16 protein-coding genes are annotated in these 15,466 nt (G+C 71.9%); 13 read left to right on the top strand and 3 right to left on the bottom strand.

Annotated features, from left to right (window positions below):
• Nucleotides 1–79 precede the first annotated feature (79 nt).
• The gene (locus tag BEK98_RS34175; protein WP_094220603.1) at nucleotides 80–658 is read right to left on the bottom strand and encodes a TetR/AcrR family transcriptional regulator; all 579 of its coding nucleotides are present in this window, start codon (nucleotides 656–658) and stop codon (nucleotides 80–82) included.
• Nucleotides 659–745: 87 nt separating this feature from the next.
• Between BEK98_RS34175 and BEK98_RS34170 the strand changes: the two genes are divergently transcribed.
• The 13 genes from BEK98_RS34170 (at nucleotide 746) to BEK98_RS34110 (ending at nucleotide 13,178) form a co-directional block, all read left to right on the top strand.
• On the top strand, nucleotides 746–1,117 hold the full coding sequence (locus tag BEK98_RS34170) for a DUF4267 domain-containing protein (RefSeq protein WP_094220602.1): 372 nt from the start codon (nucleotides 746–748) through the stop codon (nucleotides 1,115–1,117).
• A gap of 36 nt (nucleotides 1,118–1,153) precedes the next feature.
• Nucleotides 1,154–1,645, top strand: coding sequence for a cupin domain-containing protein (locus BEK98_RS34165; protein WP_094220601.1), 492 nt, complete (start codon nucleotides 1,154–1,156; stop codon nucleotides 1,643–1,645).
• Between the two features lie 100 nt (nucleotides 1,646–1,745).
• Entirely contained in the window at nucleotides 1,746–2,042 is a 297-nt protein-coding gene (gatC, locus tag BEK98_RS34160) for an Asp-tRNA(Asn)/Glu-tRNA(Gln) amidotransferase subunit GatC (protein ID WP_018531282.1), read from the top strand.
• A gap of 4 nt (nucleotides 2,043–2,046) precedes the next feature.
• Entirely contained in the window at nucleotides 2,047–3,540 is a 1,494-nt protein-coding gene (gene gatA / locus BEK98_RS34155; protein WP_094220600.1) for an Asp-tRNA(Asn)/Glu-tRNA(Gln) amidotransferase subunit GatA, read from the top strand.
• Complete coding sequence (locus BEK98_RS34150; RefSeq protein ID WP_020942391.1) at nucleotides 3,537–3,776, top strand: hypothetical protein; 240 nt, start codon at nucleotides 3,537–3,539, stop codon at nucleotides 3,774–3,776. Before gatA ends, BEK98_RS34150 begins: the two co-directional genes overlap by 4 nt.
• A 16-nt stretch (nucleotides 3,777–3,792) precedes the next feature.
• On the top strand, nucleotides 3,793–5,307 hold the full coding sequence (gene gatB, locus BEK98_RS34145) for an Asp-tRNA(Asn)/Glu-tRNA(Gln) amidotransferase subunit GatB (RefSeq protein WP_094220599.1): 1,515 nt from the start codon (nucleotides 3,793–3,795) through the stop codon (nucleotides 5,305–5,307).
• A 108-nt stretch (nucleotides 5,308–5,415) separates the two neighbouring features.
• Complete coding sequence (locus BEK98_RS34140; RefSeq protein ID WP_094220598.1) at nucleotides 5,416–5,754, top strand: hypothetical protein; 339 nt, start codon at nucleotides 5,416–5,418, stop codon at nucleotides 5,752–5,754.
• Nucleotides 5,755–5,977: 223 nt separating this feature from the next.
• Nucleotides 5,978–8,209, top strand: coding sequence for an MMPL family transporter (locus BEK98_RS34135; RefSeq protein WP_094220597.1), 2,232 nt, complete (start codon nucleotides 5,978–5,980; stop codon nucleotides 8,207–8,209).
• Nucleotides 8,187–8,762, top strand: a complete 576-nt coding sequence (locus BEK98_RS34130) for a GNAT family N-acetyltransferase (protein ID WP_094220596.1) — start codon at nucleotides 8,187–8,189, stop codon at nucleotides 8,760–8,762. Before BEK98_RS34135 ends, BEK98_RS34130 begins: the two co-directional genes overlap by 23 nt.
• A 35-nt stretch (nucleotides 8,763–8,797) precedes the next feature.
• The gene (locus tag BEK98_RS34125) at nucleotides 8,798–9,355 is read left to right on the top strand and encodes a hypothetical protein (RefSeq protein ID WP_094220681.1); all 558 of its coding nucleotides are present in this window, start codon (nucleotides 8,798–8,800) and stop codon (nucleotides 9,353–9,355) included.
• Nucleotides 9,356–9,551: 196 nt separating this feature from the next.
• Entirely contained in the window at nucleotides 9,552–9,743 is a 192-nt protein-coding gene (locus tag BEK98_RS34120) for a hypothetical protein (protein WP_094220595.1), read from the top strand.
• Between the two features lie 116 nt (nucleotides 9,744–9,859).
• The gene (locus BEK98_RS34115) at nucleotides 9,860–12,934 is read left to right on the top strand and encodes a helix-turn-helix transcriptional regulator (protein ID WP_094220594.1); all 3,075 of its coding nucleotides are present in this window, start codon (nucleotides 9,860–9,862) and stop codon (nucleotides 12,932–12,934) included.
• A 37-nt stretch (nucleotides 12,935–12,971) separates the two neighbouring features.
• Entirely contained in the window at nucleotides 12,972–13,178 is a 207-nt protein-coding gene (locus BEK98_RS34110) for a DUF6191 domain-containing protein (RefSeq protein ID WP_094220593.1), read from the top strand.
• Between the two features lie 26 nt (nucleotides 13,179–13,204).
• Here BEK98_RS34110 and BEK98_RS34105 read toward each other — a convergent pair whose 3' ends face one another.
• Nucleotides 13,205–14,365, bottom strand: a complete 1,161-nt coding sequence (locus BEK98_RS34105; RefSeq protein WP_094220592.1) for a PQQ-dependent sugar dehydrogenase — start codon at nucleotides 14,363–14,365, stop codon at nucleotides 13,205–13,207.
• A 40-nt stretch (nucleotides 14,366–14,405) separates the two neighbouring features.
• Nucleotides 14,406–15,404 carry an aldo/keto reductase gene (locus BEK98_RS34100; protein WP_094220591.1) on the bottom strand — a complete coding sequence of 333 codons (999 nt, stop codon included), beginning with the start codon at nucleotides 15,402–15,404 and terminating at the stop codon, nucleotides 14,406–14,408.
• Nucleotides 15,405–15,466 lie beyond the last annotated feature (62 nt).

Raw genomic sequence — 15,466 nt, 5'->3', positions numbered from 1 at the left:
GCCCGTCCTACCTGGCTGGAGGGGTGCCCTTTCCTGTGGGGGCTGATCGCCGTCGGCGGCTGCGGCTGTTCAGTTGCCTTCAGCTGCCCGCGAAGTGGCCGATCAGCAGCGCCAGCCGCCGCTCGTGCGCCTCCGCCGGCAGTCGTCCGCTGCGCATCAGCGTCACCAGGCCGTGCAGCCCCGCCCAGAACGTCTCCGTGAGGAGGCCGGGGTCGTCGCCCTCGGCTGCGATCGGCTCGACCGCGTGGAGCAGCTCGCCGAAGGCCTCGCGCAGGGGGGCCGGGGCCTCGGGCGTGGCGAACGGCAGGTCCACCAGGTGGGTGAACATCGCGTCGTAGAGGGCCGGCCGGCGCTGCGCGAAGGACGTGTACGTCTCCGCCACCGCCGCCAGTGACTCCCGCACGCCCCGCGCCTTCGCGCGCGCGGCCCCCAGCTCCGCCGCCAGGTCCGCGCAGCCCTGCACCGCGACCGCCGCCATGATCGCGTCCTTGCCCTTGAAGTGGCTGTAGAGGACCGGCTGGCTGTACTCGATCTCGGCGGCCAGCCGGCGTGTGGTCACCGCGTCCCAGCCCTCCGCCTCCGCCAGTTCCCGCGCGGCCGTCACGATCAGCCGCTCGCGTTCCGCTCGTTCGCGCTCCCGGCGCGTCTGGATCGTCATGACCGTGATTCTAGCATCGCTAGCCTTTCTGTCGACGCTCTGATAGCTTCGCTCTTGTTCCTAGCGCTGCTAGCGAGGAGAAGAGACATGACCGTCACCGCGTACACCCTGGCCGTCGTACTCGACCTGTTCTGCGTGTTCCTCGGGTACCGGTTCCTGTTCCAGCCCGCCTCCGCCGCGGCCGGCTACGGCGTCCCCGCCCGGCCGGACGGAGACGCCGGCGCCTATCTCTCGATCAAGGGCCTCCGGGACGGCACCTTCGGCCTGGTGGGTCTGGCCCTGCTGGCCTTCGTCGGCGCGCAGGCCGAGGCCTGGTTCATGGTCTGCGTGGCCCTTGTCCCGCTCGGCGACACGCTGATAGTCCTGCGCAACGGCGGTCCGAAGGCCGTCGCCTTCGGGATCCACTTCGCCACCGCGGTCGTTGTGCTGATCAGTGCCGGACTGCTCTTCGCGGTCTGAGGGCGTACGTCCACGTCATCAACAGGGGGTTCGGAAATGTCGTTGTTCGTACCGAAGTTCGATGAGTCCGTGATCGTGCGGGACGCCGAGGCCGAGGTGGTCGGCGGTGCCCCGGTCGGGGTCAAGCTGCTGGCCGACAGCAGCGCCAGCGGCGGTGCGCTGTCCACCGTGCGCGTCACCCTCGGCGAGGGGGCCGACGGCGCCAGGCCGCACCTGCACCACAACTCCGCCGAGATGTTCTACCTGCTCGACGGCGCCGCCGAGCTGCTCTCCGGCGACGACATCGTCACCGCCGAGCGCGGCGACCTGGTCATCGTGCCGCCCGGCAAGCCGCACGCCTTCGCCGCCGTGCCGGGCAGCACCGCGGACATCCTGATCGTGATCACCCCGGGCGTGGAGCGCTTCGAGTACTTCCGCCACCTCCAGCGCCTGCGCCTCGGCGAGGCGACCCTGGAAAGCCTCCTCGAAGCCCAGGAGCTGTACGACAACCACTACCTCCAGAGCGTGGCCTGGGAGGGGCGCCGCTGACCTCGTCGGACGAGGCCCCGGCAAACCGTTTCACGGGCACGGGGCCCCGCCCCATAGGATTGGCCCCAAACCACACACACTCACCCCAGAGGATCGCTGCATGCCTGGCATCACGCGCGAGGAGGTCGCCCACCTCGCCCGGCTGGCGCGTCTGGAGCTGAAGCCCGAAGAACTCGACCACTTCGCAGGCCAGCTCGACGACATCATCGGCGCGGTCGCCCGCGTCAGCGAGGTCGCCGACCAAGACGTACCGCCGACCTCTCACCCGCTCCCGCTGACGAACGTCATGCGGGCGGACGAGGTCCGTCCGTCGCTCACCCCCGAGCAGGCGCTCTCCGGCGCCCCGGCCCAGGAGCAGCAGCGTTTCAAGGTGCCGCAGATCCTGGGGGAGGACTGATCCCATGACGGACATCATCAAGCTCACTGCGGCCCAGACCGCCGAGAAGATCGCCTCCGGCGAGCTGACGGCCGTCGAGGTCACCGAGGCCCACCTCGCCCGCATCGAGGCCGTGGACGAGAAGGTCCACGCCTTCCTGCACGTCGACCGCGAGGGCGCGCTCGCGCAGGCCCGTGCCGTGGACGAGAAGCGGGCCCGCGGCGAGAAGCTCGGCCCGCTGGCCGGCGTCCCGCTCGCGCTCAAGGACATCTTCACCACCGAGGGCGTGCCCACGACCGTCGGCTCGAAGATCCTCGAGGGCTGGATCCCGCCCTACGACGCGACGCTGACCAAGAAGCTGAAGGCCGCCGACGTCGTCATCCTCGGCAAGACCAACATGGACGAGTTCGCCATGGGGTCCTCCACCGAGAACAGCGCCTACGGCCCGACCGGCAACCCCTGGGACCTCACCAAGATCCCCGGTGGCTCCGGTGGCGGTTCCTCCGCCGCGCTCGCCTCCTTCCAGGCCCCGCTCGCCATCGGCACCGACACCGGCGGCTCCATCCGCCAGCCGGCTGCCGTCACCGGCACCGTCGGCGTGAAGCCGACGTACGGCGCGGTCTCCCGCTTCGGCATGGTGGCGTTCTCGTCCTCCCTCGACCAGGGCGGGCCCTGCGCCCGTACGGTCCTGGACGCGGCCCTCCTGCACGAGGTCATCGCCGGCCACGACCCGCTCGACTCCACCTCCATCGACGCCCCGGTCCCGCCGGTGGTCGAGGCCGCGCGCAACGGCAGCGTCGAGGGCATGCGGGTCGGCGTGGTCAAGCAGTTCCGCGGCGAGGGCTACCAGGCCGGTGTGCTCCAGCGCTTCGACGAGTCGGTCGCGCTGCTCAGGGAGCTGGGCGCCGAGATCGTCGAGCTGGACTGCCCGTCCTTCGACCTCGCGCTGTCGGCGTACTACCTGATCGCCCCGTCCGAGTGCTCCTCCAACCTCGCCCGCTTCGACGGCCTGCGCTACGGCCTGCGGACCGGCGACGACGGCGGCCACTCGGCCGAGGAGGTCACTTCCCTCACCCGTGAGGCGGGCTTCGGCCCCGAGGTCAAGCGCCGCATCATGCTCGGCACGTACGCCCTGTCGAGCGGCTACTACGACGCCTACTACGGCTCCGCGCAGAAGGTCCGCACGCTCATCACGCGCGACTTCGAGAAGGCCTTCGAGCAGGTCGACGTGATCGTCTCCCCGACGACGCCGACCACCGCCTTCGCGATCGGCGAGCGCGTGGACGACCCGATGGCGATGTACCTGGCCGACCTGTGCACCATCCCGACCAACCTGGCGGGCAACGCGGCCATGTCGCTGCCCTGCGGTCTCGCCCCGGAGGACAACCTCCCGGTTGGCCTGCAGATCATCGCCCCCGCGCTGAAGGACGACCGGCTGTACAAGGTCGGCGCCGCCGTAGAGGCCGCCTTCGTGGAAAAGTGGGGGCACCCGCTGATCGAGGAGGCTCCGTCGCTGTGAGTGCACTGAACAAGGCCAAGGGCTTCAAGAAGTCGAAGTCCGGCACGTACCTGTCGATGGCCGGGACCGCGTTCGGCGCGTTCGGTGTGGCCAAGCAGATCAAGAAGGCGCGCGCCGAGCACGACACACTGCGGCTCATCGACGCCACCGTGTCCGCCGTCGCGATCGTCACCGGCCTCGCCATCCTCTACCGCGAGCTGAAGCGGCTGGGCGACGACGACGTCCTGCTGGGCTGAGAGGGAAGTTTTCACCGTGACCACCACGACCGACCTGGTGTCGTACGAGGACGCGCTGGCGTCGTACGACCCCGTCATGGGCCTTGAGGTCCATGTCGAACTCGGCACCAAGACCAAGATGTTCTGCGGCTGTTCGACCGAGCTGGGCGCCGAGCCCAACTCGCAGACCTGCCCGACCTGCCTCGGCCTGCCCGGCGCGCTCCCGGTCGTCAACGCGACCGGCGTCGAGTCCGCGATCAAGATCGGTCTCGCGCTGCACTGCGAGATCGCCGAGTGGTGCCGCTTCGCCCGGAAGAACTACTTCTATCCGGACATGCCGAAGAACTTCCAGACCTCCCAGTACGACGAGCCGATCGCCTTCAACGGCTACCTCGACGTGCAGCTGGAGGACGGCGAGACCTTCCGCGTGGAGATCGAGCGCGCCCACATGGAGGAGGACACCGGCAAGTCGACGCACGTCGGCGGTGCCACGGGCCGTATCCACGGCGCGCAGCACTCCCTCCTCGACTACAACCGCGCGGGCATCCCGCTCATCGAGATCGTCACCAAGCCGATCGTCGGCGCGGGCGACCGTGCCCCCGAGGTGGCGAAGGCGTACGTCCGTGAGCTGCGCGAGGTGATCCGTGCCCTCGGCGTCTCCGAGGCCCGCATGGAGATGGGCCAGATGCGCTGCGACGTCAACCTGTCGCTGATGCCCAAGGGCAGCGAGAAGTTCGGCACGCGGAGCGAGACCAAGAACGTCAACTCGCTGCGCTCCGTGGAGCGTGCGGCCCGCTTCGAGATCATGCGGCACGCGGCCGTCCTCTCGTCCGGCGGCACGATCGTCCAGGAGACCCGCCACTTCCACGAGGACACCGGGTCGACGACCTCGGGCCGCGTGAAGGAGGAGGCCGAGGACTACCGGTACTTCCCGGAGCCCGACCTCGTCCCGGTGGCGCCCTCGCGCGCGTGGGTCGAGGAGATCCGCGCCGCGCTGCCGGAGATGCCGCTGGCCCGCCGCTCCCGTCTGCTCGCGGAGTGGGGCATCTCGGCCACCGACATGCAGGCGATCCTCAACGCCGGTGCGCTGGACCCGATCGTCGCCACGATCGACGCCGGTGCCGACGCGGCCTCCGCCCGCAAGTGGTGGATGGGCGAACTGGCGCGCAGCGCCAACGAGTCGGGCACGTCGCTGGACGAGCTGGCGATCACGCCGGCGCAGGTCGCCCGGGTCACCGAGCTGGTCAGCTCCGGTGACCTGAACGACAAGCTGGCCCGCCAGGTCATCGAGGGCGTCCTCGCGGGCGAGGGCACCCCCGACGAGGTCGTCGAGAAGCGCGGCCTGAAGGTCGTCTCCGACGACTCGGCGCTGGGTACGGCCGTCGACGAGGCCATCGCCGGCAACCCGGGCATCGCGGACAAGATCCGCGGTGGCAAGGTGGCCGCGGCCGGTGCCCTGGTCGGCGCCGTCATGAAGGCGACCCGGGGTCAGGCCGACGCGGCCCGCGTCAAGGAACTGATCCTGGAGAAGCTGGGCGTCAGCGAGGGCTGACGTTCGTGAACTCCCTGGGGGGACACACCGGATCCGGTGTGTCCCCCCAGTCATGTGCCTACCGCCCCGCATCAGGTTTCCCAGCCGGACGCGCTACGCTCGCCCGCCATGAGTGGACGCACCGCTTCCGACGCCGCTTCCGACGCCGATTCCGACACCGAGCCCGTCATAACCGAGGCGGAGGAGCCGGCGGACGAGGTCTCGGACGCCCGCCGGGCCCGCTGGATCGCCTCCGGCACCGGGTCGTTGCTGTGTCTGGCCGGGCTGGCCGCCGCGCTGCTGCGGCTCACCGGCTCCGCCCCGGCCCTCGTACCCGCCGCCTACGCCCTCGGCGCCGCCGTCTGCGCCCTCGCCGCCGTCCTCGGCTCTCGTGGCCGTACCCGCCGCGCGCTGTGGCTGCTGATCGTGGGGACGATGGTCATGGCGCTCGGCGACCAGTTCGACTGAGGCGGCGCGAAAGCGTCCTAAAGTACCCGCAGGGACGACAGAGTTCACCTGATTGTCCTGTGACGTCCCTCCCACTCCTGTGAATAAGCCCACGAACGCGGCAAACGATCACTTTCGCCTGCAAGAGTGGCCCCCGTTGCTCATATGTTCTTTGCGGGCTGTTCAGTTCATGGACGATGGTTCCCGGCCAAAGATCCACAAATCGTCCCCTGGGAGCACGTCCTTGGCAGCCCTCGCACGGTGGTGTGTCCGGCACCGCCTGATCGTCGTCCTGCTGTGGCTCCTCGCCTGTGGCGGGGTCAGTGCGGCCGCCGCCGTTGCCGGTTCGGCGTACTCGAACGACTACGAGGTCCCCGGCACCGAGTCAGGACGCGCGACCCAGCTGCTCGAGGAGGGTTTCCCGGGCCTGGGCGGCGACAGCGACACCGTCGTCTGGCACACCACCGACGGCACCGTCCGCGCGCACGGCGTGCGGCGGACCATGACCCGCACCCTGAAGCGGATCGCCGACCTGCCGGGAGTGGCCTCCGTGTCCGGCCCGTACGGCCGTCGGGGCGCCCACCGGATCAGCGCCGACGGCCACACCGCCTACGCCACCGTCACCTTCGCCCAGCCGGCCGAGCACATCAAGAAGTCCCAGGCCGAGGCCGTCGTACGCACCGCGAGGGCCGCCGAACGGGACGGGCTGCGGGTGGAGCTGGGCGGCAGCGCCATCGGGCTCACCGAGTCCGCGCGCGGGCACACGGCCGAGGTGGTCGGCGTGGTCGTCGCCGCCGTCGTGCTGTTCCTCGCCTTCGGCTCGCTCGCCGCCTCGCTGCTGCCGATCGCCACCGCGCTGATCGGCGTGGGCACGGCGTACGCCGGCATCGGGCTGCTCGGGCACGCCATGACCGTCGCCGACTTCGCGCCCATGCTCGGCATGCTGATCGGGCTCGGCGTCGGCATCGACTACGCGCTCTTCATAGTGACCCGGCACCGGCGCGGTCTGAAACGAGGCCTGAGCGTCACCGAGGCCGCCACCCATGCCGTCGCCACCACCGGACGCGCGGTCGTGTTCGCGGGTGCGACCGTGTGCATCGCCCTGCTGGGCATGCTGATACTGCGCCTGGGCTTCCTCAACGGGGTGGCCGTCGCCGCGTCGTTGACGGTCGTCCTGACCGTCGCGGCCTCCGTCACCCTGCTGCCCGCCCTGCTGTCGTACATCGGACCGCGCGCGCTGAGCCGCCGCGAGCGGCGCCGGCTCGCCGGGCGCGGGCCGCAGCCGGAGCTGCCCACCGGTCTCGCCGCCCGCTGGTCCGCGTTCGTGGAACGCCGTCCCAAGCTGCTGGGCTCCCTCGCCGTCGCGGTCATCGCCCTGCTCGCGCTGCCCACGCTCTCCCTCCACCTCGGCACCTCCGACCAGGGCAACGACCCCCGCTCGTCCACCACACGACAGGCCTACGACCTCCTCGCCCAGGGCTTCGGCCCCGGCGTGAACGGCCCGCTGACGCTGGTGACGCGCGTGGACGGCGGCGACGACAAGCTCGCCTTGGACGGCCTCGACGCCACCCTGCGCGCCACCCGGGGCGTCGCCTCGGTCACCCCGGTGACCTACGACTCCGGCGGCGACACCGCCTACCTCACGGTCGTCCCCGACTCCGCACCCCAGTCGCAGCGCACCAGCGACCTCGTCGACCGGCTGCGCACCGAGGTGCTCCCGCGCGCGGAGACCGGCACCTCCCTCGACGTGCACGTCGGCGGAGTGACGGCGAGCTACGACGACTTCGCGGATGTGATCGTCGGCAAGCTGCCGCTGTTCGTCGGCGTGGTCATCGGGCTCGGCTGTCTCCTGCTGCTGGTCGCCTTCCGCTCGCTCGGCATCCCGCTGAAGGCCGCCGCGATGAACATCGCCGCCGTGGCCGCCGCCTTCGGCATCGTCGTCGCCGTCTTCCAGTGGGGCTGGGGCAGCGAACTGCTCGGCCTCGGCCGGGCGGGCCCCATCGAGCCGTTCCTGCCCGTGATCATGGTCTCGGTGCTGTTCGGGCTCTCCATGGACTACCAGGTCTTCCTGGTCAGCCGGATGTACGAGGAGTGGCTGGAGACCGGCGACAACCGGCGGGCGGTGCGCGTCGGACTCGCCGAGACCAGCCGGGTGATCAACTCCGCCGCGGTCATCATGATCTCGGTCTTCCTCGCCTTCGTGCTCAGCGGCGACCGGGTGATCGCCATGTTCGGCATCGCGCTCGCCTCCGCCGTCGCGCTCGACGCCTTCGTCCTGCGCACCCTGCTCGTGCCCGCCCTGATGCACCTGCTCGGCGCCGCCAACTGGTGGCTGCCCGCCTGGCTGGAGCGCCGGCTGCCGCGCATCAGCATCGAGCCGCCCGAGTGCCGTGCCGCCCATGAGAGGCTCAGCAGGATGCCGGTGGAGGAACTGCGGGAGGAGCAGCAGCGCGATGTACGCGATATCCCTGGGTGACGACGGTGCCGAACTGCGGCCCCTGGAGGTCTGGCACGCCGAGGAGTTCCTCGCGCACCTGGACCGGGGCAGGGAGTTCATCGGGCAGTTCATCCCCTTCGGTTCGCAGGCCACCGACGTGGCCTCCGCGCGGGACACGCTGCGGCGATACGCCGACATGCGCGCCGCCGACACCGCCTCGTACCACGGCATCTGGCTGGACGGGAAGCTCGTGGGCGGGGTGCTGACGCTGAACTTCGACGCCGGGCAGGGCAACTGCGAGGTCGGCTGCTGGCTGGAGCCCGCCGCGACGGGACGCGGACTGATCACCCGCGCGATGCGGGTGCTCGTCGACTGGGCGATCGAGGAGCGGGGCATCCACCGGGTGGAGTGGCACGCGGCGTCCGGCAACCTGCCGAGCATCAACGTCGCCCGGCGGCTGGGGATGACCCGGGACGGTGTGCTCCGGGAGAGCCACCCTCACCAGGGCGTCCGGCACGACATCGAGATCTGGTCGGTCCTCGCCCCCGAGTGGCGTGCCGCACGCGCGCGCGGCACGCACAAGGATCATTAAGAGACCTCTCAGACAGCGTCCGTACGGTGCCGGGCATGGCAACGAAGACTGAGGACGTCACCAAGACCGACGACGAGCAGACGGCGGCCGTCGACACCGAAACCGACGGTGAGGAAGCGACTGAGCAGCTGACCGAGGAGCCCGAGGAGTCCGACGAGGTAACCCAGGAGTCCGACGAAGCACCGCAGGAGAAGACCCCCTCCGGGGTCGGCCAGGGCGCCGGAGCCGTCGTCTCCGCCGCGCTGGGCCTGGTCTCGCTCAGCGGCGGCTGGATCGGCACGGTCGCCGCCGCCCGCGAGACCCTGGTCGGCCAGCTCCAGACCTCGTCCACGGCGAGCGTCGCCACGCAGGTCAAGGAGGTCTACGGCGACGCCTGGCACACCACCGCCCTGTGGGCCGGCCTGTTCGCGCTGACCGCGCTGATCACCGGCGTGGTCGTGCTCGCCCGGCCCGCGTTCGGCGCCCCCGGCCGGCCGCAGGCCGCCTGGATCAAGTCGGTCGCGTGGGCGGGCGTCTCGCTCGGCGTCATCGGCCTGCTCCTGGCCATCCTGAAGTATTCCGACGCGCTCCTCGCCCTGCCCTCGACGGGCTGAGAAACCGCAGGTCGCAGGGGGCCTTAGGGAATCCGTAGGTACCTTACGGAGCCTCTGAGGCCCCTTAGGCGCGTCAACGGCCCGCCACGCGCGCGAAGATGCGGAACTCTCCCGATGTGGCGCACCCCCCTGGGAGACGAAGGTGGAGGCATCGCAGAAAGCGAAGCACGAAACCACCTCTCCCGAAGGACAGCCCATGTTCGAGTACGAACTCCACCGGATGCGTTCCGCCCAGCTGCGCGAGGAGGCCGCACAGGAGCGCCTCGCCCGCCAGGTCCGGCGCTCCCGCCGCAGCGCCCGCCGGGAGGAGGCCGCACTGCACAGCACCGCGGGTGCCGAGACCCATACCGACCGCCCCCGCCGGCACCGGCTCCCGCGCACCGCGTGAGCGCGGGGAGGGCAGAGGGCGGCCGCACGGGGGTCGGCCGTCCTCTGCCCCAGATTCCTACGACCATCGCACCGGAGCTGTGGAAAACGGGTGCACCACCGTCCGGACCTCGTGCGATGCTCGGGCCCGTGGAGACCAGGTCCGTCAGTCCCGTGTTCGTCGGCCGCACCGACGAGTTGGACACCTTGAAAGACGCGCTCGCCCGTGCCGCCGCGGGAGAGCCCCAGGCGCTGCTGCTCGGCGGAGAGGCGGGGGTCGGCAAGACCCGCCTCGTCGAGGAGTTCGCCGCGGCCGCCTGCCGCCGCGGTGCCGTCGTCGCCGTGGGCGGCTGTGTGGAGATCGGCGCCGACGGGCTGCCCTTCGCCCCCTTCTCCACCGCGCTGCGCGCCCTGCGCGAGGCCCTGCCCGAGGAGTTCGCCGCCGCCGGCGCCGGACAGGAGGAGGAACTGGCCCGGCTGCTGCCCGAGCTGGGGGAGGCCACCTCCAGCCGCCACGACGAGCAGGGCATGGCCCGTCTGTTCGAACTCACCGTCCGGCTGCTGGAGCGGGTCGCCGCCGCGCACACCGTCGTGCTCGTCCTGGAGGACCTGCACTGGGCCGACGCCTCCACCCGCCACCTCCTCGCCTACCTCTTCCGGACCCTGCGCACCGGCCGCCTCCTCGTCCTCGCCAGCTACCGCGCCGACGACATCCACCGCCGCCACCCGATGCGCCCCCTGCTCGCCGAACTCGACCGGCTGCGCACCGTCCGCCGCCTCGAACTCGCCCGCTTCACCCGCGAGGAGGTCGCCCGCCAGATCGCCGGCATCCTCGCCACCGAACCCGACCCGGCCCAGGTCGACGACATCTTCGAACGCTCCGACGGCAACGCCTTCTTCGTCGAGGAACTCGCCGTCGCCGCCTGCCAGGGCTGTTGCCCCGGCCTTCCCGACTCCCTGCGCGACCTGCTCCTGGTCCGGGTCGAGGCACTGCCCGAGAGCGCCCAGCGGGTCGCCCGGATCGTCGCCGAGGGCGGCTCCACCGTCGAGTACCGGCTGATCGCCGCCGTGGCCCAGCTCACCGAGGACGACCTCATCGAGGCGCTGCGGGCGGCCGTCGGCGCCAACATCCTGACCGCCACGACCGGCGGTGACGGCTACCGCTTCCGGCACTCCCTGGTCCGCGAGGCCGTCGCCGACGACCTGCTGCCCGGCGAACGCTCCCGGCTCAACCGGCGCTACGCCGAGGCCGTCGAGACCGACCCCACCCTCGTCCCCGCCGACGCGCGCGTGATGCGCCTGGCCAGCTACTGGTACCACGCCCACGACGCCGCCCGGGCCCTGCCCGCCGTCCTGGACGCCTCCGTCGTGGCCCGCCGCCGGCACGCCTACACCGAGCAACTACGGCTCCTGGAGCGGGCGATGGAGCTGTGGGACTCCGCCCCCGACGAGGTGCGCGCCGCCCTGCGCCCGGTCGACTACACCGACGTCTACCCTCCGTGCGGCTGCGATCCGGCCACCACCCCGCTGCGCTACCTCGACCTGATGGCGGAGGCGGCGGTCGCGGGCCGTTTCTGCGGGGAGCGCGAACGCGCCCTGAAGATCACCAAGAAGGCGCTGCGGCTCCTCCAGGACGAGCCGGACCCGCTGCGCGCCGCCTGGTTCTGGGTGCAGCGCTCCCGGCTGGTCCAGGCCCTGGCCCGGGGCGACGGCTGGCAGGAACTCGCCAACGCCCAGGATCTGGTACGCGGCCTGCCGCCCTCGGAGGTGCACGCCGACGTGCTGGCCAACGTGGCCGGCTGGTCCATGCTCCACCGGCCCGGCCCTGAGGCCTTCGCCGCCGCCGAACGAGCCGTCGAGTACGCGCGGATGGTGGGCGCCCGTGAGATCGAGCTGAACGCGCGCATCACCCTCGGCTGTCTGATGGTCGACGCGGGTGACGTCGAGTCCGGGCTGGCGGAGACGGCCCGGGTCATGGAGACCGCGCTGCAGGAAGGCGTGGCCCATGTAGCGGGCCGGGCTCATGTGAACCTGCCCTCCGAGCTGGAGTCGGTCGGCCGCTCCCGGGAAGCGGTGCCCATCCTGCGCGAGGGCATCGCCTTCGCCCGCAAGTACGGGCTGCTGGACTCCGAGGCGTGGATCTGGGGCAACCTCTCCGACTCGCTGTACGCGCTCGGCCAGTGGGACGAGGCCGCCGAAGCCGCGTCGGGCGCCCTGGGCTCCGCGGCCAGCGCCAAGCCCCGGGGCTCCGGCGCGCTGCGCCTGGCGCACATCGCCCTCGCCCGGGGCGACGCCGCCGAGGCCGGCCGCCAGCTGGCCATCTCCCACGCCCACTACGGCACCCACGACCCGATGCCCCAGCAGCTGCTGCCCATCGCTCGCATCGCCATCGGGGTCGCCGCCGAGGAGGGCCGGATCCTCGACGCCCGGGTCGAGCTGGACCGCGCCCTGGCGGTCGGCTTCCCGCCCGGCACCCAGCGCTACGGCTGGCCCCTGCTGCTGGCCGCCGCCACCACCGAGGCCGACGCCCGCGCCCTGCCCGTGGCGGCCGACGGCCGCGCCGACGTCCTCGACAGGCTCGCCCAAGCCGCACGGAAGCTCACCACCGGAGCACCCGTCTGGGACGCCTACGAGCGCTGGACCCGCGCCGAACTGCACCGGGCCCACGGCACCGACACCGCCGCGGTCTGGTCGGACGTGGTCACCGACTTCGAGTGCCTGGACCGCCCCTACGACCTGGCCCGGGTCCGCCGCCGGCTCGCCCAGGCCCTGCTCGAAGAGGCCGCCGGCGACGACGAACGCGACCGTGCCACGGAGCTGCTCCGCCTGGCCGGGGCGGTCGCCGACCACCTGGGCGCCCACCCGCTCGCCGAGGCCGTCGCCCTGCTCGCCCAGCGCGCCCGGCTCACCCTCACCCTCCCCCACGCTCGGCTTCGCTCGCGCGGGGGGACCCCCGTCCCCCGCCAGGCCCTCGACCCCGCCGAGAGCCTCGGCCTCACCAACCGGGAGCGGGACGTCCTCCGCCTGGTCTCGACCGGCCGCACCAACCGCCAGATAGCCGAGGAACTCTTCATCTCCCCGAAGACCGCGAGCGTCCACGTCTCCAACATCCTGTCCAAGCTCGGCGTCGCGGGCCGGGGCGAGGCGGCGGCGGTGGCGCACCGCCTGGGCCTGTTCCCGGCCGAACCGCTCACCGCCGAAGCGAGGGGCTGACCCGTACGCTGGAGGAAACCGGCAAGGGGGAGAAGCCGTGTTCAACGCCTTCGAGGAACTGTTCGCGCCCAGTCGCAAGCACACCCATGACGAAGAGAAGCGCCTGGAGCTGACCCGGGAGGACGTCGGGGACAACGACCCGAGCCGGGGACCCATAGACCTCGCCTCGGGAAAGGTCGTCGTACGCCGCCCCGGTCCGCCTTCCCCGGAAGCGGAGCCGGAGGACGAGGAGCCGGGGGACTAGGAGTGAGCCACGGATGAGCCGGGGAGCTACTTCACCTCCACCTCCAGCACCCGGTCGTCCCCCTTCCTCGGCGTCCCCCGCCCGTCCGTGTTGCTCGTGACCAGCCACACCTTGTCGCCGCCCGCCGCGACCACCGTGCGCAGGCGGCCGTACTGGCCGGTGAGGAAGGCCTGGGGGGCCGCCGAGGCCTTGGTGCCCTGCAGCGGGATGCGCCACAGGCGCTGGCCCTTGAGGGCGGCCATCCAGATGACGCCGTCGACGTAGGCGATGCCACTCGGGGAGGCGTCGTCGGTGTGCCACTGGGCGATCGGGTTCTGGAAGCCGGGCTTCGAGGAGCTGCCCTCCGCGTCCGGCCAGCCGTAGTTGCCGCCCGGCCTGATCGCGTTCAGCTCGTCCCAGGTGTCCTGGCCGAACTCCGAGGCGAACAGGCGTTGCCTGGAGTCCCAGGTCAGGCCCTGGACGTTGCGGTGGCCGTACGAGTACACCGGGGACCCGGGAAAGGGGTTGCCCGGGGCCGGCTCGCCCTCCGGGGTCAGCCGGAGGATCTTGCCGCCCAGGGACTTCCTGTCCTGCGCGAGGCCCCGGTTGCCGCTCTCGCCGGTGCCGGCGTAGAGCATCCCGTCGGGGCCGAAGGCGATCCGGCCGCCGTTGTGGATGATTCCCTTGGGGATGCCCTTGAAGATCGTGTCCGGGGCGCCCAGTTGCTCGCCCGCCGGCTTCTGTGTGTCGTAGAGCATCCGCACGATGCGGTTGTCCGAGGCCGAGGTGAAGTAGGCGTAGATCATGTGGTCCGAGGCGTAGTCGGGCGACAGGGCGATGCCCAGCAGGCCGCCCTCCCCGGCCGGGGAGACCCCGGAGACCTGGCCCAGCTCGGTCTTCCGGCCCGTCTTCTCGTCGATCCGGACGATCGTGCCCTCGTCACGGGACGAGACCAGCAGACCGCCGTCGGGCAGCGGGGCCAGGCCCCACGGTGACTTCAGGCCCTCGGCCACCGTGCGCAGCACCTTCACCGCGCCCTCGGCCGGAGCGGCCGACTCCGTGGCCCGGGCGGAGGAAGCGGCGGCGCCCGGTGACGTCGTACTCCCGCGACCGTCCGGCGAGCCACCGCTGCCGGCGGAACAGCCCGCCGTGAGCAGGAGCGCGGTCGCGGCCGACACGGCCGTCACAACTCGACGTTGCACGATCATGGTCCCTTCGAGGCGGTGATCCGGCGACAGGCTCGCCCTGTCAGTCCCAGGATCCCTGGGCCACCGGCAGCCGCGACACCTCCGCCAGGTCCTGTGCGGTCAGCCGCAGCGCGGCCGCCGCCGCGTTCTCCTCGGCCCAGCGCCGCTGCTTGGTGCCGGGCAGCGCGATCACCTGGCGGCCCTGGGCCAGCACCCAGGCCAGCGCCACCTGGGCCGCGGTGACGTCCTCGCCGTGCCGCCGGGCGACGCGCCGCAGACCGGCGACGATCGGCTGGTTGGCCGCCATCATCTCCGCCGTGAAGCGGGGGTGGCGGGCGCGGACGTCGTCCGGCTCGAAGCCCTCGCCCGGGATGAGCGTGCCGGCCAGGAAGCCGTTGCCCAGGGGCATCGCCGCCAGGAAGCCCACGCCCCGCGCCGCGCACCACGGCAACAGCCCGTCCAGCGCCTCCGGCGACCACACCGACAGCTCCGCCTGCACCGCGCTCACCGGGAAGACCTGCTGCATCCGCTGGAGCTGGCGCAGCGTCGTGTCGTGCAGCCGGGACCCGGAGCGGCGCCCGCCCCGCGCACCCACCGCGCACACGCCCAGCGCCCGGACCTTCCCCGCCTGCACCAGCTCGGCCATCGCGCCCCAGGTCTCCTCGACCGGGACCTCGGGATCCGCGCGGTGCAGCTGGTAGAGGTCGATCACGTCCGTCTGCAGGCGCCGCAGCGAGGCGTCGCAGGCCCGCTTCACATACCCCGGACGGCCGTTGGCCACGATGTGCTGCTCGCCCACGAGCAGCCCCACCTTCGTCGACACGAAGGCGTCCGCACGCCGCTCCTTCAGCACCCGTCCCAGCAGCAGCTCATTGGTGAACGGGCCGTACATGTCCGCCGTGTCCAGGAGGGTCGAGCCCAGGTCCAGCGCCCGGTGCACGGTTCTGAGCGACTCGTCGCCCCGCTGCCGGGATCCGCTGTACGCCCAGCTCATCGGCATGCACCCGAGTCCGACGGCCCCCACCGCGAGCGCCCCCGCGCCGATCGTCCTGCGCTCCACCTGCTCGTGAACCTCCCTGTGCCGGACCCCAACCTAACCTCTGCACACCTGTACGACTGACA

This window comes from Streptomyces diastatochromogenes (assembly GCF_002242805.1).
Lineage (GTDB): Bacteria > Actinomycetota > Actinomycetes > Streptomycetales > Streptomycetaceae > Streptomyces > Streptomyces diastatochromogenes.
Note: the sequence above shows the minus strand (reverse complement) of the source record. Positions and strands in the feature narration are given on the sequence as shown.

Excerpts from the sequence above, each read along its gene's own strand:
- BEK98_RS34175 (WP_094220603.1), bottom strand. The coding sequence starts at position 658 with ATGACGATCCAGACGCGCCGGGAGCGCGAACGAGCGGAACGCGAGCGG.
- BEK98_RS34170 (WP_094220602.1), top strand. The coding sequence starts at position 746 with ATGACCGTCACCGCGTACACCCTGGCCGTCGTACTCGACCTGTTCTGC.
- BEK98_RS34165 (WP_094220601.1), top strand. The coding sequence starts at position 1,154 with ATGTCGTTGTTCGTACCGAAGTTCGATGAGTCCGTGATCGTGCGGGAC.
- gatC (WP_018531282.1), top strand. The coding sequence starts at position 1,746 with ATGCCTGGCATCACGCGCGAGGAGGTCGCCCACCTCGCCCGGCTGGCG.
- gatA (WP_094220600.1), top strand. The coding sequence starts at position 2,047 with ATGACGGACATCATCAAGCTCACTGCGGCCCAGACCGCCGAGAAGATC.
- BEK98_RS34140 (WP_094220598.1), top strand. The coding sequence starts at position 5,416 with ATGAGTGGACGCACCGCTTCCGACGCCGCTTCCGACGCCGATTCCGAC.
- BEK98_RS34130 (WP_094220596.1), top strand. The coding sequence starts at position 8,187 with ATGTACGCGATATCCCTGGGTGACGACGGTGCCGAACTGCGGCCCCTG.
- BEK98_RS34125 (WP_094220681.1), top strand. The coding sequence starts at position 8,798 with ATGGCAACGAAGACTGAGGACGTCACCAAGACCGACGACGAGCAGACG.
- BEK98_RS34120 (WP_094220595.1), top strand. The coding sequence starts at position 9,552 with ATGTTCGAGTACGAACTCCACCGGATGCGTTCCGCCCAGCTGCGCGAG.
- BEK98_RS34115 (WP_094220594.1), top strand. The coding sequence starts at position 9,860 with ATGCTCGGGCCCGTGGAGACCAGGTCCGTCAGTCCCGTGTTCGTCGGC.
- BEK98_RS34105 (WP_094220592.1), bottom strand. The coding sequence starts at position 14,365 with ATGATCGTGCAACGTCGAGTTGTGACGGCCGTGTCGGCCGCGACCGCG.